This is a genomic window from Flavobacterium cryophilum (genome assembly GCF_048286555.1).
In the GTDB taxonomy this organism is placed as follows: Bacteria; Bacteroidota; Bacteroidia; order Flavobacteriales; family Flavobacteriaceae; genus Flavobacterium.
The window spans coordinates 90,708-111,427 of sequence record NZ_JBLVPZ010000004.1 but is presented as its reverse complement, the minus strand read 5'-3'; the positions used below and the strand labels follow the sequence as shown (position 1 = coordinate 111,427).

Below are 20,720 nucleotides of genomic sequence, written 5' to 3'. Positions count from 1 at the left end.
TTATTTAAAAACTAGTTGTAAGACCAAATGTGAAACGTTTAGTAGGTGGTGTAGCAGCATTATCTATCGCCATACCAAAAGGCCCAGGCCCCATACTCACCTCAGGATCTTGTCCTTTGTATTTTGTAAAAGTATACAAGTTATCAGCTGTCAGATAAAACCTTAAATCTTCTAAATTTAATTTTTTCAATAGATTCTGTCCTAAATTATAACTAACGGTAACGGAACGAAGACGAACAAATGAAGCATCCTCTACATAACGATCAGAACCTAACCAGTTATATCCAGCACCATAAACAGCTCTCGGCATATTAGTCACATCTCCTGGATTACGCCATCTTGATAAAACCGCTGTACTTTGATTACTGTATCCATACATATTAGTAGTTCTCATGTCAGTTCCATTTATAACATCGTAGTTTAGACGGTACGTAAAGAAAAGATTTAATTTCCATTGGTTGTTTAAACTTACATTTGGGCCAAAACCTCCTGATAATTTAGGATTACTGTTCCCTAAATACACTACGTCACGACTATCAATGTTTCCATCCTTGTTAATATCCTCATAAATAGCGTCTCCTGGTTGAAACACGTAATCCGTATTAGGATAATTGAAACGCATCAATACTTCTTGACCATTAGGTCCTATAATCACATTCCCGCTGGCATCTCTGGCTTTTGTTGCCTCAAGATCAGTATAAACTCCTTTGAATTTATATCCATAAAAGGAACCAAAAGGATTGTCCACTTGAAGAAAACGCTTGAACTCACCATTTCTATCGGTGTTTCCAAATTCACTTGGATAATACTCAGAGATCTCTGTAATCGTATTTCTATTACCCGAAATATTAAAATTAAAATCTACTTTCCATTTTCCTGATTTGTACGGAGTAGTATTAAGCCCTATTTCCCATCCTGTGTTTTCCATTGTTCCTACGTTTTGATCAGAAATAGAATTAAATCCTGAAACGGTACTTAAAGCAAGATTTTCAAAAAGCAAATCTTTAGTAGTATTTTGATATATTTCGGCATCAATAGACAAACGTTTATTAAACAATTGTAAGTTGAACCCTAGGTTTTTACCAATTATTGTCTCCCAACGTAAATTAGTTAACTCCATATTTACTGGGACAACTCCATTAACTCCTAAATACTGACTATCATAGTTATCATAAATATTAAAATAACGATAATCATAACGAGGTGCTCTACCGGAATGTCCATAACTAAGCCTCATACTTAAATCATCTACATAATCTAATTTTTGCATAAATGACTCCCCTGAAATTCTCCAACGAGTGGATATAGAAGGGAAATAACCATATCTGTTATTAGCACCAAATTTTGAATTACCATCAGCACGCAAACCAACATTCACAATATAACGATCTAACAAACCATATTGAGCACTTATCACTGCACCAACACTTCTGGATTGAATATTATTCGTAAACAAAGCCAAATCCGAATTTTGTGTTCTGGACGGATTTGATGGATCTGTAAGCAACGACGAAGCCGTATTTGAGGTTAATGCTTGATGCGAGGTATACCGAGAATCAAGAGATTGTAACGACAAAACAGTTTGAAAAGTTTGGTTTATCCCTATAGTTGGTGTATAAATAAAATTCGTTTTTGTAATAACACTAGAGGCATCAATATCAGCATCAGAAGCTCTATTTACTACTGTTTCTGTGAAAGGACGACCTGTTGCATTTTGTGGCAAAAATGATTTAGCCTTGGTACTGTTAAAATCAAATTGAAGGTCAAAAGTTGACATTAAAACTTTAGGAATAATATCTACACTCAAATTAAAGTGAGGAACTACACGAACTCCAACTTGATCATTAGTCGCATAATCAGCCATAGCTAACGGATTGTAAGTTCCACCATAAGTACCTTGAATGTTTGTAGCTGGAGAGAAATAATTTGGAGTAAGATTTCCCATTGCATCATACTCATAAATACTCATATTAGGCATTTTAGTGTAGGCAACACCTCTTAGTCGGTCATCAGAATCCTTTGAATTAGAATAATTACGTTGTGTATCGGTGTACGAATACGACAAATCCGTTTTAAATTTAATACGATCTGAAACTACGTAGTCTAAATTTAATCGGGCATTCATTCTTTCAAAACTAGTACCTACAGTCACCCCTTTTCCTTTATAATAACCCACGGAGGTGTAATATCTTGCTTTTTGCCCTCCCCCTGATACAGCAAGGTTGTGCTCTCCCGTAAAAGCTGGTTGAGAAATAGCACCTACCCAATTGGTATTTTGACTATAGTTCTTATAAAAATAAACTTCTTGTGGATCGTATAGAAATTCCTTCACATTTAATGTATTCAAAGGCACCCCATTTCTGTTCATAAATTCTTCAGGAATCAATTGTGAGTATTGATCTCCATTTAACATTGGAATAGTTGGAGGTAACTCAGCATAAGTTCCTTTAAAAAAATAGTTGATTTTTGGTGCACTAACTCCCCCGCGTTTAGTGGTAATCAATAAAACGCCACTGGCAGCCCGAGACCCCCAAATAGCAGTAGCAGCAGCATCTTTCAAAATAGTAATCGTTTCTATATCTGAAGGCGCAATATTTAATAAAGCCGCATAACCATTTTCATCAGCAGAACCAAAGTTGAAATCTTGCGGAATTGAAGTTTCGAAAGGCATACCATCAACCACTATCAAAGGGTCAGAAGAACCAGTGATAGAAGATGTTCCACGAATACGTATTTGCATCCCAGCACCAGGATCCCCACTAGTTGCTGTGATATCGACACCAGACAAACGCCCTTGTAAAGCCTCATCAATAGAGGCCGCTTGAGTATTTTCTAAATCCGCAGCGTTGATACTGACAGCACTGGTAGTTCGGTCACGATCAGCAATTTTCATTATTCCATTATCTGAGGACTTAGTAGAGGTAATAACAATCTCCTTTAATGATTCAATACTGGAAACCAATTTAATCTTAATGGATTGTCTGCCATTAATAGGCACACTTTGAGATTTATAACCAATAGTTGAAATAAATAATTTATTATTTGGATTTTTAACACGTAATGCAAAATTTCCGTCAGAATCAGTTATTACTCCCCCTACAGTACGATTCTCAGCATCTTGTTCAACAACTGTTGCTCCAGGAATACTTAAATTATCCGCTGCATCTAATACCTGACCCCGAACCAAAGTAGCAGAAGTAGGCTGTTGCGCTAATGCCGGTATAGCTGTCAGCAAAACAAGGGCAATTGTAAAACTGCAAAATATATTTGTAATTTTTTGTTTCATTTTATTCGGTAAATTTAAGATAGTTGTCTACTAAATGGACTAAGGACCTATCTGCTAGGTTATTACTACTGGCTGTAATAAATTTAGCAGCCGCATTATTTCCTGAATTATCTTTAAATGATAATGTACCAGGTATGCTAATTATTTCAACATAAGTTTTATCCCCTCGAGTATTTTTTCTTAATGTTTCATACTGCCCGGTAACAAGTCCGTCACTTGAAGCTGTCTTATTAGATATGATATGGTAATGGATAAAATCGGCAATCAAATCTCTTTCTCCCTGTATTGTTGTAGCAGGATTAGAAGGAAGCACTCCAGCCGTTACGGCTCTTGCAATAGCTGCAGTATTGGGCACTATAAAAGTATACGATGTACCTAAATCAACGCCCTCAATTTTGCCAGTAGTTGCGTTATATATTGAAGATTTTAATAAATATTGATAAAAGGTATTAAATTGTGTATTACTTGCTGCTAAACGCTTGATTACTAAACCTTGTAATTCCTCCGAATATTGAGGCAGATTATCTACATAATAAGCTACTCCATTCTGTTGTACTTCTTTTCCTGTAACATTAACAGCAGTACCTAATGCTACATTACCCGCTGCGTAAATTTTGTTATTGCTCCATTTTATATATTCACCAGGAAGATCACTATCGCCCGTACGAATAATTCCTGAAGTAGTGGCAATATTATCTAACTCTCCATTAGGCGTATACACAATACAATTGTAAAAAAGTCTTAATAATCTATTTCTAGCATTAGTTCCCGTTATGGTTGCTCCATTGGTTGGAGAAACATAAACCCAATACAAACGGTTAGCATCGTATTCATAACCAAGGCTTCTCAATATCGCGTCAGATGGTAAGAAAATTGTAAATTTTTTATTTATATTACTAATCATTTCCCGATAACCTGAACCGTCATTAAATATTCTAGTGGCAAAACTATATTTAGGATCTAAATAAGCAGAAGTATAAACACTAAAAAATAAATTTGATTTTTGCACTGCGTTAGAACCATAAAAAAATCCGTTACTTAAAACTTTTTTATCCGTAATATTACTATTGAAATCAAATCGTAAATCCTCGTTTAAACCATTAATAAAATTCCCTTTCATACTTGGCCACACCGCACCTTGTACCATGTGCGCATTTATTAGATCTTGAAAAACATATCTAGGTAGTTTATCAAGAGATGAATAATTCTTAAGCAAAATAGTAGTTATGAAATTCTGCAAAACAGCATTTTCAGGAACAATCATAGTATAAGCATCAGCTTGACCATCATTATCGTCTATTTTAAGATAATTTTCATTATTAGGTGCAAATACTAAAGCAGGATCATACACTTTAACGAAAACATCATCCAATTTTCCACTATAATTACGATAAGTTGTTGTAGCAGTTTGATTAAAAACATAAGTAACCAGATTATTTTCTAGCAAACTACGAAACAGACTGTAATTACTATTTTGCTCCAGATACTGATCAATATTCTCTAGTGGAAGGTGTACTTTATCTACCTGATGAACAACCCCATTTTCAGCAATGATATCAGCCTCGGTCACTTTTGAATCCAAAACATTAAATCCTGTATATTCTTTACTAGGATAGAAATAATTAAAATCATAAGAACTTAAGCCTTTAGCTGTAAAATATTCCTTTGTAAAATAAGTAATATACTTATTATTATTATCGCCAGAAATATAGTTGATAGAACCATTACGATTAGAGCCAACTATCACTTTGGGTTGACCGTTTATAGTTTTACTCAGAAATCCATCATAAAATGCTGTTCTTCTTCGAAAGGCATTATCTACTATCCATCCTTTTGATGATTGATAATCCGAGAGCCGCTCTTCTCGAAAGGCATTATATATCAGAGCGTACCTTACAATTTTTGCCGCAGTAGCTGAATCAATGGCTGTCACATTCGAAATTCCTTTTTCCTGAAAGAATTTTGTAAACGCATCATCATTAGGAGCCATCATAGTCCAATATCCTGCTTTGCTCAAAATATCTTTGTAGCCCGCTTTTCCTATTAGAGCCTTCAAGTTACTAAAATTGCCTCGCGCCTCCAGTTGTTGGTAAATAGGAGCTTCCAGACCTTCCGGACGAGCATAGTATTCGTCAAACACGTCCTGACTACAACTAGTCAAGAAAGCTAGAAACGGAAGCACAAGTAAATAGTAATTAATTTTTTTCTTCATTATAGATTAACTTAAAAAATTTTGGACAAATATTTATACTTTTTTTAACTGTTTTATGAATAGTAACATTTTCAAATGTATATGTTCAGATTACTACTTCTATCCTGCTCTATCCTGTTTTTTTGTCTTTTAAAAATAAAAAAGTTAATTAAATATCAATTTCATAATCTATTAACTATTATTTTACCATATAAAAACCCTTGTGTTTATTAGGGTTTAGTCTCCTGATCGCCCATAAGTTTTAAGTGTGCAAATTACAATTAATAATTTAACATTTATTTTACAACTCCAAAAAATGAAATATATACATCAGTATTTATAGATTATGGACCCTGGGCAACAACAAAAAGAGAACAATTTGTAAGTGTTTTTAATACTGCAGCTACGCTGTACTATTAACTGAATCTCCTAGACTCAGAAGCTATATCGGCTTCACAAAGTCGCCGGTGCTTAACCTTTTTTAAAATGCGAAAAATGCATATCCGATTTATATTTCAAATAAGATTAGATTTTTTTAATTCAATTAATAAGATCAATTAGTTATTCGCGTAAAAGACAATGGAAAAGGAACTGACCATGCAACGGCAACTCCAATGTTTACTATTGGACAAAATAACTAAGGAAAAATCGTTGTATAAAACCCCAATATTTCGGATATAGCAAATTGGAACTTAAGACAGGAGATTGATTTTAGAAGCCTTTATGGTACATTTTTGAAAAACAATCTTAATTTTGATTCCTCTCAAATCGGAATACGAAACAAAGTAGTGGAAGGACTATTTTAAAAAGACATAAATCAGCACAAAATCCTATCTTTGCCCGCTTTTTAAAATGAAAAAAGAAATGACAAACAATAATGTATTAAAAGGAGTGTTCCTAGTAGGCCTTGGCGCAACGAGTTATGGAATGCTGGCTACTTTAGTAAAAATAGCCTACGGCGAAGGTTTCACCACACCCGAAGTTACTATTGCACAATTTGCGTACGGAATCACGGGAATGCTGCTAATCAATATGTTTCAAAAAGCCAAAAAAGGAAATGATGTTGTAAAAGCATCTAAGAAAAACATTTCTCAATTAATGCTGGCGGGAACCTCTCTGGGGATGACAAGTATTTTTTATTATTTGGCCGTAAAATACATTCCAGTTTCCATTGGTATTGTTCTGTTGATGCAAACCGTTTGGATGGGCGTTATATTTGAAATGATTTTAGAAAAGAAAAGGCCTTCCACACAAAAAATAGTTTCTGTTGTTATTGTACTAATTGGTACGGCACTTGCCACAAATCTTATTCAAAGCAAAGTAGAATTAGATTGGCGCGGCGTCCTTTTAGGACTTATGGCGGCAACGTCCTTCACCACTACAATGTTCACCGCTAACCGCATTGCAACACATGTTTCTTCGGCGCAACGCAGCTTATTTATGCTCCTTGGTGGTGCAGTAATTGTAACCGGATTTGCAATTGCCACACAAACTACCGCTTTCAATTTTGAGATTTTCATGAAGTGGGGAATAATACTGGCGCTTTTTGGAACTATAATCCCACCGTTATTGTTCAATGCCGGTTTTCCGCTAACAGGAATTGGATTAGGAAGTATAGTTTCTGCACTGGAACTTCCCGTATCGGTACTTATGGCCTATTTTCTTTTAAGTGAACAGGTGTCTTTAGTCCAATGGATTGGTATTGTTTTAATCATCTTGGCAATTGTGATGATGAACGTCAATTTAAAGAAACCGTCTTAATTTTTATTTAAACAGGTCAAACGCATTAAAAATTGAACCACATAGAAACATAGAAATTAATTTTATTTTTTGATTTAAATGGGTTCCGAACAGTCGAAATTTAGGTGACATAGAAAAAAAGCCAATGCTTTTTTTCTATTGTGAACTCTTATCATCATCAAAATTTATTTTTGCAGGGATAAACACTATGTATCTATGTGGTTTAAACTTCAACTTATTTTAATGCGTTTGACCTGCTATTTAAAGACAATTTTATTAATTTCATTGAAATTTTTATAAATTCGTGACAAATAAATTTATTATGAATTTACCTTGGCATTTATACGTGATGGCTTTTGTTTACTTTATGGCAGGAATAAACCATTTCAGAAACCCCAGACTGTACCTGAAAATCATTCCTCCGTATTTTCCAAATCCAAAATTATTAAACTACGTCAGCGGTTTAGCGGAGATCATTTTGGGCATTGTTCTCTGCATTCCATTAGTTACAAACTATGCCGCTTGGGGAGTTATTGCCTTACTAATTGCTGTTTTCCCTACGCATTTGTATATGTATTTCAATAAAAAAGCAAGAATGGGTTTACCTAAATGGATTTTACTTTTACGAATGCCACTACAATTAATGCTCATTTTCTGGGCCTACCAATACACATAATCCATTGAAATCACTCTTTGAAGCTGCGTCAGAACCTGTATTCCTTAACTTGCCAGATGCTGAAATTATCTATTACCCTCAGTTTTTTGACAAAGAGCAAGCCGATATTATTTTTGCCGAATTACTACAAGAAATCCCCTGGCAACAGGATGAAATTCGGGTGTATGGAAAAATTCATCCGCAACCGCGTTTAACCGCTTTGTTTGGAAACGAAGGGAAATCGTATTCCTATTCGAATATAACCATGCAACCGCATCCTTGGAATTTGCTTTTGCAAAAGCTGAAAATGGAAATCGAAACTATCGCTGATGTAAATTTTACAACCGTTTTACTAAATCAGTACCGCGATGGAAAAGACAGTAACGGATGGCATGCCGATAACGAAAAAGAATTAGGAATGAATCCTGTAATTGCTTCGCTGAGTTTTGGTGCAGAACGCACGTTTCAACTGAAACATAATTTGGAAAAAGACCAAAAAAAAAGTATCATTCTCGAACACGGAAGTTTATTGCTTATGAAAGGAACGACGCAACATTTCTGGAAACATCAAATTCCAAAAACAGCGAAACTTATTGGTCCCAGAATAAATGCTACCTTTCGGGATATCATATAATTATTTTCAATAAAAAGTATTAAATTTGAAATAAATCGTCCAATTATGAATGCTATAATAGCTTACTTTTCTACTATTCCATCGTCTCATCGAAGTTTAATTCTTGTAGGAGGAATCACTTTTTTTTGGTTGATAGAAAATGCTTTTCCACTCTTTAACTTTACTTATAAAAAATGGCATCATGCGGGTATTAATATTTTTATGACTTTTACCACTATTGTAGTCAACTTTTGTTTGGCGTTTATATTATTAAAATCAGCTAACTGGACAATTGCCAATGATTTTGGGATTTTACAATGGCTCCTTGAAATGCCTTTGTGGCTTTACGCGGTAGTTGGGTTACTTTTATTGGATTTAATTGGGGCTTATCTAGTCCATTTCGTAGAACATAAAACTAAATTTTTATGGCGTTTCCATTTGATACATCATACGGATACTTGGATCGACACCACAACAGCAAACAGTCATCATCCTGGAGAGAGCGTAATTCGGTTTGCATTTACGGCAATGGGCGTCTTAATTATTGGAAGTCCTATGTGGATGGTTTTTCTTTACCAAACGCTATCCGTTGTGGCTACACAATTCAATCATGCTAACATTTCGCTTCCAAAAAAAGTAGACACTATTTTGAGTTATTTTATCGTTTCTCCAGATATGCACAAAGTACACCACCATTATGTTTTGCCTTATACGGATAGCAATTATGGCAATATCTTTTCAATTTGGGACAGGCTTTTCGGAACTTTTATGACACTTCCAAAAGAAGAAATTAGATACGGTATCGACACTCACCCGAATCCTCAAGAGCACAATCAGTTAAAAAATTTATTAAAAATACCCTTTCATAAACCGCCTTTAAAAGAAAATAAGTGAAAAGTGTAAAAAAAATCATCTTTTGAGAAAATCTAATTATTTTTTTTCTTAATATTGGTCTTAATTAGAAATGTAATTTATTAATCATTAACAACTTATTTGAATTAATTTTCACGTGATGAAAAAGAGTAACCGAAAAGAATTGAACTGGGAGCAAACAGAAAAACTTGTTACAATGGCTTTAGAAGAAAAAAATCCTTTTGAGATCATCAAAAAAGAATTTGGTCTGGCAGAAAAAGAGATTCTTGAAATCATGAAAAAGAAGATGCCGGCAGAAAAATTTGAAATGTGGAAAAAGAAAGCAACAGCGAATAAACCAAAACCAAAACCCGTTAAAATTGATGATTTTGATGAAGATTTGGATGGTAAATATTACATAAAAAACAAATTAGACTAAAAATAAAACTCCTGATATTCGGGAGTTTTTGCGTTTATACCAACTAACTTTTACAAACTAAATAATGGTTGCAGTAACATCAAACGAAAACGAATTTATTTTTGACATTCTCAGAAGTCATAAATTTTGGGCTTTCGAAAATAAGATTAGAGTACCGAAAGATAAAATAATCCGAGCGTATCAAAGCAACGATGAATTTACCTTTTGGATTGGCTGGAAAATGCCAGGTACCCAATTACCATGGGTTATTACTGCTGGAACTTATATAAAAAAAGGAAAACGCAATTTTTGGGATGTTTGCAATAAAAAAAATGCAATTATTGTCGAACTCAAAGATTCCTATTACAATAAACTCATCATTGAAGTTGAAAATCCGGAAGTAATAATGAACGAACTAAACCGAAAATAAAATGAAAAAATCACTACTCTTATTCCTGACACTTTTTTCAGCACTTTGTTATTCTCAAACAGAAATTGCAGTTAAATCTTTTAATACAGAAGAAATTGCTGTAAATCCATTAATAAATGGCTCGTTGTATTTGCCTTTAAAACAAAATAAGAACACTAATCTTGTCATACTCATTGCGGGTTCAGGACCTACCGATAGAGATGGCAATCAAAAAGGTTTGATCAATAATTCCTTACGATACCTCTCCGAAGAATTAGCAAAAAATGACATTGCCGTTTTTAGCTACGATAAAAGAATTATTGCTCAAATGAAGACTGGAACCGTAAATGAGGCAACACTAACTTTTGATGATTTCATTACCGATGCGTCATCAGTTTTGTCATTTTTTAAAAATCAAAAAAAATACAATAAAATAATAATTGCGGGACATAGCGAAGGTTCATTAATAGGAATGATAGTCGCTAATGACAAAGCAGACGCTTTTATTTCATTATCTGGAGCCGGAAGAACTATTGATGCTGTTTTAGTAGAGCAAATAGCAAAACAAGCTCCTTTCCTAAAAGAAGAGGTACAGAAAAATCTAGATATCCTTAAAAGCGGAAAAACTTTCGAATTAAAAAACCCAATGTTAGCCTCACTTTTCAGAAAAAGTATCCAGCCGTATATGATTTCATGGATAAAATACAACCCACAAATAGAAATTACAAAATTACAAATACCAGTATTGATAGTAAACGGAACCAAGGATTTACAAGTAGCTGTTCCAGAAGCTGAACTACTTAAAAAAGCAAAGTCTGGGGCTGAACTCGTTTTAATCGAAAATATGAATCATGTTTTTAAAGAAATCAAAGGGGACGACTCCGAAAATATGAAATCCTATTCCAGTCCTGATGTACCGATAACATCAAAATTAACAAGCACGATAATAACGTTTGTGAAAGTACTTTAAATTGTAACAATTTGACAATTTGAAGGACTAACAACTAAAATAAAACAACTTAATATGAAAAGAATATTTTTTACACTAGCGGTTGCATCGGTTCTTATGGGCTGTAAAACTGCCAGTACGTCAACTAATGACTCGAAGTCTGTTACTGATATAGTAAAAGTTGCCATTAATTTAAATGACGTGAAAGAGGACAAAGTACTTGTCACGATTACTGCTCCAAAAATCAACACGGAGGAAATTACATACAGCATTCCTAAAATTGTTCCCGGAACCTATTCTGTGGATGATTATGGAAAATATATCGACGATTTTAAAGCCTTTGACAGTAAAGGAAATCTATTGCTCGTTACCAAAACAGATGATAATACGTGGAATATTAAAAATGCAAAAACGTTAGTGAAAATAACGTATTTGGTAAACGACACATTCGATACTGAAAAAGGGGGTGGTTTTGGTCAAAATGATATTTTTTCTCCAGCGGGTACAAACATTGATGCAGGAAAAAACTTTATGTTGAACATGCATGGTTTTGCAGGTTATTTTCAAGACAAAAAAGACCTTCCGTACAATGTAACTATTTCGCATCCGGAAACGCTTTGGGGAGCAACCTCAATGACAGATCAAGATACAAGCACCACAACCGATGTATTTGCAACATCTCGCTATGCTGAATTAGTTGAAAATCCTATTATGTATGCTAAACCGGACTATACAACGTTTACGGTAGACGGTATGGAAATTCTGATTGGTGTTTATTCTCCTACGGGAAAAGTGACGGCAGAAAGCATTACTCCGGAAATGAAAACGATGATGACCGCTCAGAAAATGTTTTTAGGAAAAATCAATGCAACAAAAAAATACACGGTCTTATTGTATTTGTCAAGCATGACACCTACTGACGCTAAAGGATTTGGAGCACTGGAACACCCAACGGCAACCACCGTTGTTTTACCGGAAATGTTGCCAAAAGAAGAATTGGTTAAATCAATGAAAGATGTGGTTTCGCATGAATTTTTTCATATTGTAACTCCTTTAACAATACATTCTCAAGAGATTCATAATTTTGATTACAACACCCCTAAAATGTCAGAACATTTATGGATGTATGAAGGGGTTACAGAATATTTTGCAAATCTTTTTCAGATCAATCAAGGCTTAATTACTGAAGAAGAGTTTTATACGCGCATGGCAGAAAAAATTGAACATGCAAATGCTATGAATGATACGATGCCTTTCACTACGATGAGCGCAAATGTATTAACAGAACCCTATAAAACCCAATACCTGAACGTTTATGAAAAAGGAGCCCTTATCGGAATGTGTTTGGATATTATAATTAGAGAAAAAAGCAATGGCGAAAGAGGGATTCTTGATTTAATGCAAAAATTATCTAATGAATATGGCGTTTCAAAACCCTTTAATGATAAGGACCTTTTTGCTAAAATAACGTCATTTACCTATCCTGAAGTAGGAGCCTTTTTGACTACTTATGTTTCAGGTGCAACACCAATTCCCTACGAAACTTATTTGGCTAAAGTTGGCGTTACTAAATTTATGGAGAAAGTACCGGGAAATATTTTCTTGAAGGGACAATCACCATACATCACGGTAAATCCGCAAACAAAAGAGATCCTTGTTATTCCAAATATGGAATTAAACGTTTTTTATACAAATTTAGGGCTTAAAGGAGGCGACATTTTGGTCTCTATTAATGAAAAACCGTATTCATTAGACAACATTTATGATATGATTGCGCAGAGTCAAAACTGGAAAGAAAACGAGACCATCTCTATTAAAATAAAACGAGACGGTAAAGAACAATTAATCAAAGGAACAGTGAAATTCCCTTATGAGGATAAAGAAGGACTTAAGGCAACAGATGCGACCAAAATTGCTTTGAGAGAAGCTTGGTTGAAATCATAAATTTACAAATAATTCCAAAAATCCCAATTTAGAAATAGATTGGGATTTTTTTTGGCAAATTTGAATGCGTTAGTCAAATCATTCCAACAATTTTCTTTATTTTGCGCCAAAATATAAACACCAATGAAATTGCCATGATTCAATCCCGAAGTTTCGGAACAAATCATAAAAGAATGGCGATACCATGTTTCAAAAAAACAAATTTTAACTGCACATGAAAAAATCTATTATTGCATTCGTTACGCTTATCCTGTTAGCTTCTTGTAACAAGAATGAACCAACAACTAATTTACATATTACTGGAAATATTAAAGGATTAAAAAAAGGAACCTTATACATCCAAAGAATTGTTGATACTACACTGGTAGCTATTGATACCATTAATATTGACGGTAGCGCTTCATTTGAAAGCAATCTAGACCTAAAGTCTCCTGAAATGCTTTATTTATTTTTAGACCGAGGAGTAAGCAATTCCTTAGACAATAATTTACCCTTCTTTGCGGAGCCAGGAAACATAACTATTGAAACTAGCTTAGATCACTATTTGTCTGACGCCAAAATTAAAGGATCAAAAAATCAGGAAATATTTGAAGAATATAAAAAAATCAATACCCGGTTCATAGATGAAAATCTTACTTTGATTGAGCAAAAATTTAATGCTATCAAAAGCCAAAACACACAAAAAGTAGATAGTTTAAGCGCAAAACAAGATTCAAACATCAAAAGAAAATACTTATTTGCCACTAATTTTGCATTAAACAACAGAAAATTCGAAGTGGCGCCATATATCGCCTTATCAGAAATATATGACATCAATATCAAATATTTAGACACCATTCAAAAATCAATGTCACCTAAAGTAGCACAATCCCTTTATGGTAAAAAATTGACCGAATATGTTACCAGCATTAAGAACCAAAAGTAAACAGTTCTAAAGGCTACATTTATACACCATAATTGGAATAAAAAAAATCATCTTGCTGTTCAACAAGATGATTTTTTTGTTTTATGAAGAAGTATAGTAACCAACCCTGAAGCCTGACTGAATAAAACTTCATCGTAACTAAGTACTAATTTAACCCGTTGGGTGTAATTCAATTTGTTTAATTTTTTAACCACATAGAAACATCGATTTTAAAATTATTTAAGGCGTTTCACTTTTTTAGAGAAAACTATAGCTATGTGAACCCAAGAATTAGGCTATCCTATTCTTTTTTTCTATGTTTCTATGTGGTTCAATTTTTTTATTTAAGATTAATTGAAATTTTTATTAATTACACCCAACGGGTTAAATTAATTTAATGTCGTATTTTAAAATCTAGAAAAAAACAATATTAATTTAAAGTATCTTATTGGGAACAAAAGTGTTGTTTGTGTTTTATAGTGATTTTTTACCACAATAGACTTTTGACTTTACGACTGTAAAGCTTTCGAATTACTTATACGTAAAATCTACTTAAGCGTTATTAAAAGCCATTCCGGTAACAATCATCCCTACAAACATTAAAAGATAAAGAGCGAAAATAACCAGCGTCATAATCCCAATAAATTTGTAATGTGATTTTAGATATCTAAAAGAAGTGGTCAGTGTTTCTGAATCGTTGTTAGTAAAAGCAGCTTTGGCATTAGATGCAAACTTATTCAAGTAATACACTGGAAAGAAATAAAGTGCTGCGATAAGCAAATAAACAACAGCCATCACCATCCCAAAAGACGAGCCCATGGCTCCCATTGCTGGATTCATTTTCCCCATAGCGGAGAATAATGTACCTGCAAATAAAGCTGCAAAAACAATAAACCCAATTCCTATGTAACCCAGAATTGATAAAAAATAAGCCCATTTTGCAGCTTCTTTTAAAAAGTCCTTCGCAGACTCATTTAGTTTCATTTCAAAATTTTCAATAATTGAGTGCTCTTCCATAGTTTATTTTTAAGTTAAGTATCAAATTAACAAAAAAATTACGACATTCAATTAAAATAGAATTCAATTCTCATTTTACCAAAAACAAAAAACCACTTAACAAAAGTTAAGTGGTTTTATCAAAGAGCCGGCGGAGGGACTCGAACCCACGACCTGCTGATTACAAATCAGCTGCTCTAGCCAACTGAGCTACGCTGGCGACTCATTACGGGTGCAAATATAAGTCTGAATTTCTATTTTGCAAAACAAATTCAAACTTTTTTCACTTTTTTTTCACTACAATTCGTTGATTTTAGCAATCAATTGATTAGCAGTTTGTTCCAATTCAACATTGATTTGCTTGAAGTGTGCTTTTTTATTTTCTACCTTTTTTGCATTTACTTTAGTGATTAAAGCGTCAAAAGCAGCGATAGCCTCATCAATTAAATCATTAGTTTCAGTTGTTGGTTTTCCTGTTGTAGAAATTTCGAACAAGTAAACTGCTTCAATAATATCTCCTAAAACGTAGTTGATGTCTTTTTTTAAATTCTTAACGTTTGCCATTTTTATTTTTTTAAAATTTGAATTTTAATTTGCGTCTGCAAAAGTACACATAATCTTTCTATTACCGACTATGAAATATAAATTTCTAAAATTGAAGCTTTTCCACGGAGAATGAATGTTTTCATTGCCGCAGGAATCAAAATAGTATCTCCTTTTTTATAGTGCATTTTTGAATTGTCGTATTCCAATTCAAATGTTCCTTCGGTACACATATATACCGTAAAGGTTTTTCCGGATTTAGAAACCGAAATCGCTCCGTCTAACGGAATAAAATTAGTGGTAAAATAACGACAGTCAACAATTCCGTTTGAAACATTTACGTTCTTAGTATACTCTTTCTTAGTTTCTACCGTATTGTAATTAATTGCATCCAAAGCCAAATCAACATGCAATTCTCTAGTATTTCCATTAGCATCTACTCTATCAAAATCATAGATACGGTAGGTAATATCCGATGTTTGTTGAATCTCAGCAATTACTATTCCGGCACCAATTGCGTGAACCGTTCCAGTTTCTAAAAAGAAAACATCTCCAGATTTTACTTTTACAGCATCCAGAATTGAAAGTAACGTTTTGTTTTTTAGATTTTCTAAATAGTCATCAGCATTCGATTTTTCTTTGAAACCCACAATAATTTCGGCTTCATCATCAGCTTGCATAATATACCACATCTCGGTTTTACCAAAAGAATTATGTCGTTTTTTAGCCAACTCATCGTTCGGATGCACTTGTATGGACAAATCTTCACGGGCATCTAAATATTTAAAAAGCAAGGGAAATTGTTTTCCAAATCGGGCATGAACTTCTGTTCCTACGATTTCATCAGGAAAATCATTGATAATTTCAGTCAAAGTTTTCCCTTTCCATACTCCGTTCGCAATGACACTAATATCGCCTTCAACTGTAGACAACTCCCAACTTTCTCCCGTAATTGCGGATGTAATTGGCTTATGAAGTACTGTTTTAAGTTTTTCACCTCCCCAAATTCTTTCTTTTAAAATGGGCTCAAATTGTAATGGATAAAATTTCATTTCGGTGTTTTTTTTCGAATTGTAAATATATAAATTCAATGTTTTTTATTGCCAAACAAATTAAGATAAAACAAATGTATACTACAATTTAATTTTATGACTTAAGCTGCTGGATGGCTTGAAGTGCTTTCGGGATGTGTTTGGTCGCTAACATACTATCGAACATCATTTGAATGACTCCATTTTTGTCTGCAACATACGTTACTCGACCAGGAAGCAATCCAAACAATCCGGAGGCAACCCCAAAAAGATTTTTGATTTGTTTGTCCGTGTCTGACAAAAGAATAAAAGGCAATTTAAATTGGCTGCTAAACTGTTGATGAGAACTGACGCTATCACTACTGATTCCGATTACTTCAGCACCTAACGCTTTAAAATCTTCGTATTGATCTTTAAAACTGCATGCCTCGGCGGTGCAGCCCGGAGTATTATCTTTTGGATAAAAATAAATAACAACCGGTTTTTTCCCCACAATGTTTTGACTGTCAAAAGCATTGCCGTTTGCATCTTTCGCTTTAAAATTGGGGATGATATCGCCTACTTTTAGTCCCATTATTCCCCTTTATAGGTTACAAAATTTCGTGGTGTTTCATATAAAACAACTTCTAATTGAAATTCAGGCTTGATTCTTTTTCTAATTTTATTCCAAATTACGACAACAATATTTTCGGCAGTAGGATTTAAATCCTGAAATTCAAGTACGTCCATGTTCAGATTTTTGTGATCAAACTGATCCTCAACATCCTCTTTGATGATATCACTCAAGAATTTCACATCCATTACGTAACCCGTCTCCGGATCAACTTCACCGGTTACACTGACGATTAGTTCATAGTTATGCCCATGAAAATTAGGATTATTGCACTTCCCAAAAATGGCATCGTTTTGCTCGAAAGTCCAATCTTTTCGGTGTAATCTATGTGCCGCATTAAAATGGGCTTTTCGGGATATAGTAACTTTCATAATCTCAGATTTTAGCCCCGAAGCTTCGGGATCAGATTTCTCAAAGTTGCGAAATCTGAAATTTTTTTTATGTTAATACACTTTTGAACCGCTATTTCCAATTCTAAATACTACATGTAATTTAATGTCGTATTTTAAAATTTAGAAAAAAAACAATATTAATTTAAAGTATCTTATTGTAAACAAAGGTGTTATTTGTGTTTTACAGTGATTATTTTACCACAATAAGACTTTTGACTTTATGACTTTAAAACTTTCGACTTACTTATATTTTATGTTGCTCCAGGAAATGATAAAACTCGTCGAAGATAATCTTGAACCAAACAGTATATAGCTCCGGATGAACCGCCATGTTTTCTTTTACATCCTCAATTTTCATCCACTTCCAGTCTTCGACTTCGTCTACGTTTATTTCCGGTGCATCGTCATAATAACCAATCATCACATGATCCAGCTCGTGCTCCGTCAATCCATTATCAAAAGGTGCTTTATATATAAAATGAAAAAGTTCTTTAAGTTCTGTTTTAAAACCCATTTCTTCAAATAACCTGCGGCTTCCCGCTTGAATATTTGTTTCTCCTTCTCGCTGATGACTGCAACAAGTATTAGTCCAAAGCAAAGGAGAATGGTATTTTTTATGGGCCCGTTGCTGCAGCATGATTTCATTTTTACTGTTTAAAATAAAAACTGAAAAAGCACGATGTAAAACTGCTTTTTCATGTGCTTCAAGCTTAGGCATCAATCCTATCTGCTCATCATTTTCATTAACTAATATAACGTTTTCTTCTAACATATAAATCTATTACTGGTCAAAAATACAAAAAAGATACTTAGGGACGGGGGCTTTAACGTTCTGTTTCGATTTGTTGAAGCAGAATTATTTCAAGGCTATCCAAATAAAATTGACCCCTACTTTCAAAAATTCTTTTGTATTTTTATACCTAATTATAAAGTACAAAATGCACACTATAACTATTCGAAAAGCACATCAGGACGATTTAGAAAAATTACTTGAATTTGAACAGGGAATTATTACTGCCGAACGCCCATTTGACCCAACATTAAAAGCCGAAAAAATAAATTATTACGATATTGAAAAAATGATTTTAGTTCCTCATATAGAAGTTTTAGTAGCCGAAATGGATTTGGAAATCATAGGCTCCGGATATGCGCGGATTGAGACTGCAAAGCCGTACTTGAATCACCTGAATTATGCCTATTTAGGTTTTATGTACACTAAAATTAATCATCGAGGAAAAGGAGTAAACGCTAAAATTATTGAAGCGCTTAAGGAGTGGTGCATTCTTCAGGACGTATTTGAACTTCGGCTGGATGTATACAATGACAACGCTTCGGCAATTAAGGCCTATGAGAAAGCAGGCTTCAAAAAACACCTCATTAACATGCGAATGATCGTGTAATTATGTCTTTCAATGCGGTAAACAAACATTATTTTCTCTACAAGTTCAAAGATTTAGACCGAACAAAGTACCTCAATACAAAACGCTGCAGGCATTGCTGAAATGAAACCCAGGTTACATAAATATTCACAAACAAAAAATTTGTGAAAACAGTTAGCTGTGGCAAAATTATTGCTATTAGTTACCACGAATACAGAAAGCCATATTTTAATGTAATAAGGTTTTGTTAATTCTAAATCCAGATCGGTATATTACCCGTAAATAAGCATAGTTAAAACTAACTTAAATAACTATTAATTTGCAAAGTACGCGACATTATTTGATTCAAAAGCGCTTTACATTTGTACTATAAAAAAAGAAAATTATGAGAACAACAACCCGTTTTTTAAGCATCTTATTTTTGCTTCCTTTATTTATGTTCACGGCTTGCGGACAAACGACAACTAAAAAAGACAATACAAAAAAATCTATCGCTATGGGAAATTCGATCAACAAACCAGGAAATCCGTATTATTCTAATACAGACACCACAAAACTTACTGTTACTGACGCCGAATGGAAAAAAGTTTTACCAGAAGACGTTTATGAGGTAACCCGTAATGCTGACACCGAAAGACCCTTTACAGGGAAATTTTGGAATACCGATGAAAAAGGAACTTATTATTGTGCCGCTTGTGGCAACAAACTATTTCGTTCAGGTGCCAAATTTTCAAGCAATTGTGGCTGGCCAAGTTTTTTTGAACAAGAGAATAAAAACAGCGTAATTTACAAAACCGATAATTCTCTTGGAATGGAAAGAACGGAAGCCCTTTGCGGAAGATGTAACGGTCATTTGGGTCATCTTTTTGATGATGGACCTGCTCCAACCGGAAAAAGATACTGCATGAATTCAATCGCACTGGACTTTATCCCTGATACTAAATAAGATGCAGTTACCAGCGTACAAAGTCAAAACAATACTGAAAAATGGCAGTACAATATTCCATTAAAAAAACAAATACTAGCTTCCTATGAAAAATATATTTTTAATTATGCTGTTGACATCGTTTGGGATGTTTGGACAAAAAAGCACAGCTGATACAACAAAAAAGCAATCCAATTTAGAAACCATTACATTGGCAGGTGGCTGCTACTGGTGCGTTGAGGCCGTTTATGAGAATCTCATCGGAGTAAAATCAGCAATATCAGGCTACGCAGGCGGCAAAATAGCGAATCCTTCTTACGAGGATGTTTCTACCGGAAGATCCGGTTATGCTGAAGTAGTTCAAATTACCTACGATAAAAATGCCACAAATCTAGATGAAATTTTCAAAGTTTTCTTTACAGTTCATGACCCAACTACGTTAAACCGACAAGGTGGAGATGTAGGAACGCAATATAGATCTGCTATTTTTTACAAAAATGAAGCACAAAAAAATGCAGCGAAAACGATTATTGCTGCAATGAAAAAAGCAGGAGTTTATGACAGTCCAATAGTTACAACGCTAGAACCATTGGCTAAATTTTATAAAGCTGACGACTACCATCAAAATTATTACGCAAACAATAAAAGCCAACCTTATTGTCAAATGGTAATTCAACCCAAAATGGAAAAATTCGAAAAGCTATTTAAAACCCGATTAAAGAAGAAAAATTAAAGTATAAAGTTACCCGCCTTGTTATCAACAACAAGGCGGTTTTTTTTTTATACATGATTCTTATAGCAAACCCGTTGGGTGTAATTCAAAAAACATTTCTTTTTACCACATAGAAACATAGAAATAAAACTTATAATTAAAGAAGTA

The 20,720-nt window shown here is 33.9% G+C and carries 20 protein-coding genes and 1 tRNA gene; 12 read left to right on the top strand and 9 right to left on the bottom strand.

The window, feature by feature from the left end:
* Nucleotides 1–4: 4 nt before the first annotated feature.
* Entirely contained in the window at nt 5–3,286 is a 3,282-nt protein-coding gene (locus tag ACNQGJ_RS08445) for a SusC/RagA family TonB-linked outer membrane protein (RefSeq protein ID WP_417973710.1), read from the bottom strand.
* A 1-nt stretch (nt 3,287) separates the two neighbouring features.
* Nucleotides 3,288–5,498 (bottom strand): fasciclin domain-containing protein, encoded by a 2,211-nt coding sequence (locus tag ACNQGJ_RS08440; RefSeq protein ID WP_417973708.1) that lies wholly within the window; start codon nt 5,496–5,498, stop codon nt 3,288–3,290.
* A gap of 843 nt (nt 5,499–6,341) precedes the next feature.
* On the opposite strand from ACNQGJ_RS08440, the gene ACNQGJ_RS08435 reads away from it, so the two are divergent.
* The 9 genes from ACNQGJ_RS08435 (at nt 6,342) to ACNQGJ_RS08395 (ending at nt 13,982) form a co-directional block, all read left to right on the top strand.
* The gene (locus tag ACNQGJ_RS08435; protein ID WP_417973881.1) at nt 6,342–7,238 is read left to right on the top strand and encodes an EamA family transporter; all 897 of its coding nucleotides are present in this window, start codon (nt 6,342–6,344) and stop codon (nt 7,236–7,238) included.
* Nucleotides 7,239–7,539: 301 nt separating this feature from the next.
* Nucleotides 7,540–7,893 (top strand): DoxX family protein, encoded by a 354-nt coding sequence (locus ACNQGJ_RS08430; RefSeq protein WP_417973706.1) that lies wholly within the window; start codon nt 7,540–7,542, stop codon nt 7,891–7,893.
* A 4-nt stretch (nt 7,894–7,897) separates the two neighbouring features.
* Complete coding sequence (locus ACNQGJ_RS08425; RefSeq protein ID WP_417973704.1) at nt 7,898–8,506, top strand: alpha-ketoglutarate-dependent dioxygenase AlkB family protein; 609 nt, start codon at nt 7,898–7,900, stop codon at nt 8,504–8,506.
* Between the two features lie 45 nt (nt 8,507–8,551).
* A complete protein-coding gene (locus ACNQGJ_RS08420) occupies nt 8,552–9,379 on the top strand; it encodes a sterol desaturase family protein (protein WP_417973702.1) in 828 nt (275 codons plus the stop codon).
* 118 nt (nt 9,380–9,497) lie between these two features.
* The gene (locus ACNQGJ_RS08415) at nt 9,498–9,776 is read left to right on the top strand and encodes a DUF2805 domain-containing protein (RefSeq protein ID WP_066081282.1); all 279 of its coding nucleotides are present in this window, start codon (nt 9,498–9,500) and stop codon (nt 9,774–9,776) included.
* Between the two features lie 64 nt (nt 9,777–9,840).
* Entirely contained in the window at nt 9,841–10,185 is a 345-nt protein-coding gene (locus ACNQGJ_RS08410) for a hypothetical protein (RefSeq protein WP_417973700.1), read from the top strand.
* A gap of 1 nt (nt 10,186) precedes the next feature.
* On the top strand, nt 10,187–11,134 hold the full coding sequence (locus ACNQGJ_RS08405) for an alpha/beta hydrolase (protein WP_417973698.1): 948 nt from the start codon (nt 10,187–10,189) through the stop codon (nt 11,132–11,134).
* 54 nt (nt 11,135–11,188) lie between these two features.
* Entirely contained in the window at nt 11,189–13,057 is a 1,869-nt protein-coding gene (locus tag ACNQGJ_RS08400; protein ID WP_417973696.1) for a M61 family metallopeptidase, read from the top strand.
* A gap of 214 nt (nt 13,058–13,271) precedes the next feature.
* Nucleotides 13,272–13,982, top strand: coding sequence for a DUF4369 domain-containing protein (locus ACNQGJ_RS08395; protein WP_417973694.1), 711 nt, complete (start codon nt 13,272–13,274; stop codon nt 13,980–13,982).
* 531 nt (nt 13,983–14,513) lie between these two features.
* Here the strand turns inward: ACNQGJ_RS08395 and ACNQGJ_RS08390 are convergent.
* The 7 genes from ACNQGJ_RS08390 to idi form a co-directional block, all read right to left on the bottom strand.
* Nucleotides 14,514–14,978, bottom strand: a complete 465-nt coding sequence (locus ACNQGJ_RS08390; RefSeq protein WP_417973692.1) for a hypothetical protein — start codon at nt 14,976–14,978, stop codon at nt 14,514–14,516.
* Between the two features lie 125 nt (nt 14,979–15,103).
* A tRNA-Thr gene (locus ACNQGJ_RS08385) sits at nt 15,104–15,177 on the bottom strand.
* A gap of 77 nt (nt 15,178–15,254) precedes the next feature.
* Nucleotides 15,255–15,521: a hypothetical protein gene (locus ACNQGJ_RS08380; RefSeq protein ID WP_099713324.1), complete on the bottom strand. Its 267-nt coding sequence runs from the start codon at nt 15,519–15,521 to the stop codon at nt 15,255–15,257.
* A 68-nt stretch (nt 15,522–15,589) separates the two neighbouring features.
* The gene (locus ACNQGJ_RS08375; protein ID WP_417973689.1) at nt 15,590–16,552 is read right to left on the bottom strand and encodes a type I phosphomannose isomerase catalytic subunit; all 963 of its coding nucleotides are present in this window, start codon (nt 16,550–16,552) and stop codon (nt 15,590–15,592) included.
* Nucleotides 16,553–16,646: 94 nt separating this feature from the next.
* On the bottom strand, nt 16,647–17,105 hold the full coding sequence (locus ACNQGJ_RS08370) for a peroxiredoxin (protein WP_417973687.1): 459 nt from the start codon (nt 17,103–17,105) through the stop codon (nt 16,647–16,649).
* Nucleotides 17,105–17,515 (bottom strand): 6-pyruvoyl trahydropterin synthase family protein, encoded by a 411-nt coding sequence (locus tag ACNQGJ_RS08365; RefSeq protein ID WP_417973685.1) that lies wholly within the window; start codon nt 17,513–17,515, stop codon nt 17,105–17,107. The genes ACNQGJ_RS08370 and ACNQGJ_RS08365 overlap by 1 nt, the downstream gene beginning before the upstream one ends.
* Nucleotides 17,516–17,780: 265 nt before the next feature.
* Nucleotides 17,781–18,308 carry an isopentenyl-diphosphate Delta-isomerase gene (gene idi / locus ACNQGJ_RS08360; protein WP_417973683.1) on the bottom strand — a complete coding sequence of 176 codons (528 nt, stop codon included), beginning with the start codon at nt 18,306–18,308 and terminating at the stop codon, nt 17,781–17,783.
* A gap of 166 nt (nt 18,309–18,474) precedes the next feature.
* Between idi and ACNQGJ_RS08355 the strand changes: the two genes are divergently transcribed.
* The 3 genes from ACNQGJ_RS08355 to msrA all read left to right on the top strand — a co-directional run bounded on the left by ACNQGJ_RS08355 (nt 18,475) and on the right by msrA (nt 20,573).
* Complete coding sequence (locus ACNQGJ_RS08355; protein WP_417973681.1) at nt 18,475–18,936, top strand: GNAT family N-acetyltransferase; 462 nt, start codon at nt 18,475–18,477, stop codon at nt 18,934–18,936.
* 364 nt (nt 18,937–19,300) lie between these two features.
* Nucleotides 19,301–19,861: a peptide-methionine (R)-S-oxide reductase MsrB gene (gene msrB / locus ACNQGJ_RS08350; protein ID WP_417973679.1), complete on the top strand. Its 561-nt coding sequence runs from the start codon at nt 19,301–19,303 to the stop codon at nt 19,859–19,861.
* Nucleotides 19,862–19,946: 85 nt separating this feature from the next.
* Complete coding sequence (msrA, locus tag ACNQGJ_RS08345; protein WP_417973677.1) at nt 19,947–20,573, top strand: peptide-methionine (S)-S-oxide reductase MsrA; 627 nt, start codon at nt 19,947–19,949, stop codon at nt 20,571–20,573.
* Nucleotides 20,574–20,720 lie beyond the last annotated feature (147 nt).

What these genes read in the sequence shown, in the direction of transcription:
- ACNQGJ_RS08445 (WP_417973710.1), bottom strand. Translation starts at nt 3,286, where the DNA reads ATGAAACAAAAAATTACAAATATATTTTGCAGTTTTACAATTGCCCTT.
- ACNQGJ_RS08440 (WP_417973708.1), bottom strand. Translation starts at nt 5,498, where the DNA reads ATGAAGAAAAAAATTAATTACTATTTACTTGTGCTTCCGTTTCTAGCT.
- ACNQGJ_RS08435 (WP_417973881.1), top strand. Translation starts at nt 6,342, where the DNA reads ATGACAAACAATAATGTATTAAAAGGAGTGTTCCTAGTAGGCCTTGGC.
- ACNQGJ_RS08430 (WP_417973706.1), top strand. Translation starts at nt 7,540, where the DNA reads ATGAATTTACCTTGGCATTTATACGTGATGGCTTTTGTTTACTTTATG.
- ACNQGJ_RS08420 (WP_417973702.1), top strand. Translation starts at nt 8,552, where the DNA reads ATGAATGCTATAATAGCTTACTTTTCTACTATTCCATCGTCTCATCGA.
- ACNQGJ_RS08415 (WP_066081282.1), top strand. Translation starts at nt 9,498, where the DNA reads ATGAAAAAGAGTAACCGAAAAGAATTGAACTGGGAGCAAACAGAAAAA.
- ACNQGJ_RS08410 (WP_417973700.1), top strand. Translation starts at nt 9,841, where the DNA reads ATGGTTGCAGTAACATCAAACGAAAACGAATTTATTTTTGACATTCTC.
- ACNQGJ_RS08405 (WP_417973698.1), top strand. Translation starts at nt 10,187, where the DNA reads ATGAAAAAATCACTACTCTTATTCCTGACACTTTTTTCAGCACTTTGT.
- ACNQGJ_RS08400 (WP_417973696.1), top strand. Translation starts at nt 11,189, where the DNA reads ATGAAAAGAATATTTTTTACACTAGCGGTTGCATCGGTTCTTATGGGC.
- ACNQGJ_RS08395 (WP_417973694.1), top strand. Translation starts at nt 13,272, where the DNA reads ATGAAAAAATCTATTATTGCATTCGTTACGCTTATCCTGTTAGCTTCT.
- ACNQGJ_RS08390 (WP_417973692.1), bottom strand. Translation starts at nt 14,978, where the DNA reads ATGGAAGAGCACTCAATTATTGAAAATTTTGAAATGAAACTAAATGAG.
- ACNQGJ_RS08380 (WP_099713324.1), bottom strand. Translation starts at nt 15,521, where the DNA reads ATGGCAAACGTTAAGAATTTAAAAAAAGACATCAACTACGTTTTAGGA.
- ACNQGJ_RS08375 (WP_417973689.1), bottom strand. Translation starts at nt 16,552, where the DNA reads ATGAAATTTTATCCATTACAATTTGAGCCCATTTTAAAAGAAAGAATT.
- ACNQGJ_RS08370 (WP_417973687.1), bottom strand. Translation starts at nt 17,105, where the DNA reads ATGGGACTAAAAGTAGGCGATATCATCCCCAATTTTAAAGCGAAAGAT.
- ACNQGJ_RS08365 (WP_417973685.1), bottom strand. Translation starts at nt 17,515, where the DNA reads ATGAAAGTTACTATATCCCGAAAAGCCCATTTTAATGCGGCACATAGA.
- idi (WP_417973683.1), bottom strand. Translation starts at nt 18,308, where the DNA reads ATGTTAGAAGAAAACGTTATATTAGTTAATGAAAATGATGAGCAGATA.
- ACNQGJ_RS08355 (WP_417973681.1), top strand. Translation starts at nt 18,475, where the DNA reads ATGCACACTATAACTATTCGAAAAGCACATCAGGACGATTTAGAAAAA.
- msrB (WP_417973679.1), top strand. Translation starts at nt 19,301, where the DNA reads ATGAGAACAACAACCCGTTTTTTAAGCATCTTATTTTTGCTTCCTTTA.
- msrA (WP_417973677.1), top strand. Translation starts at nt 19,947, where the DNA reads ATGAAAAATATATTTTTAATTATGCTGTTGACATCGTTTGGGATGTTT.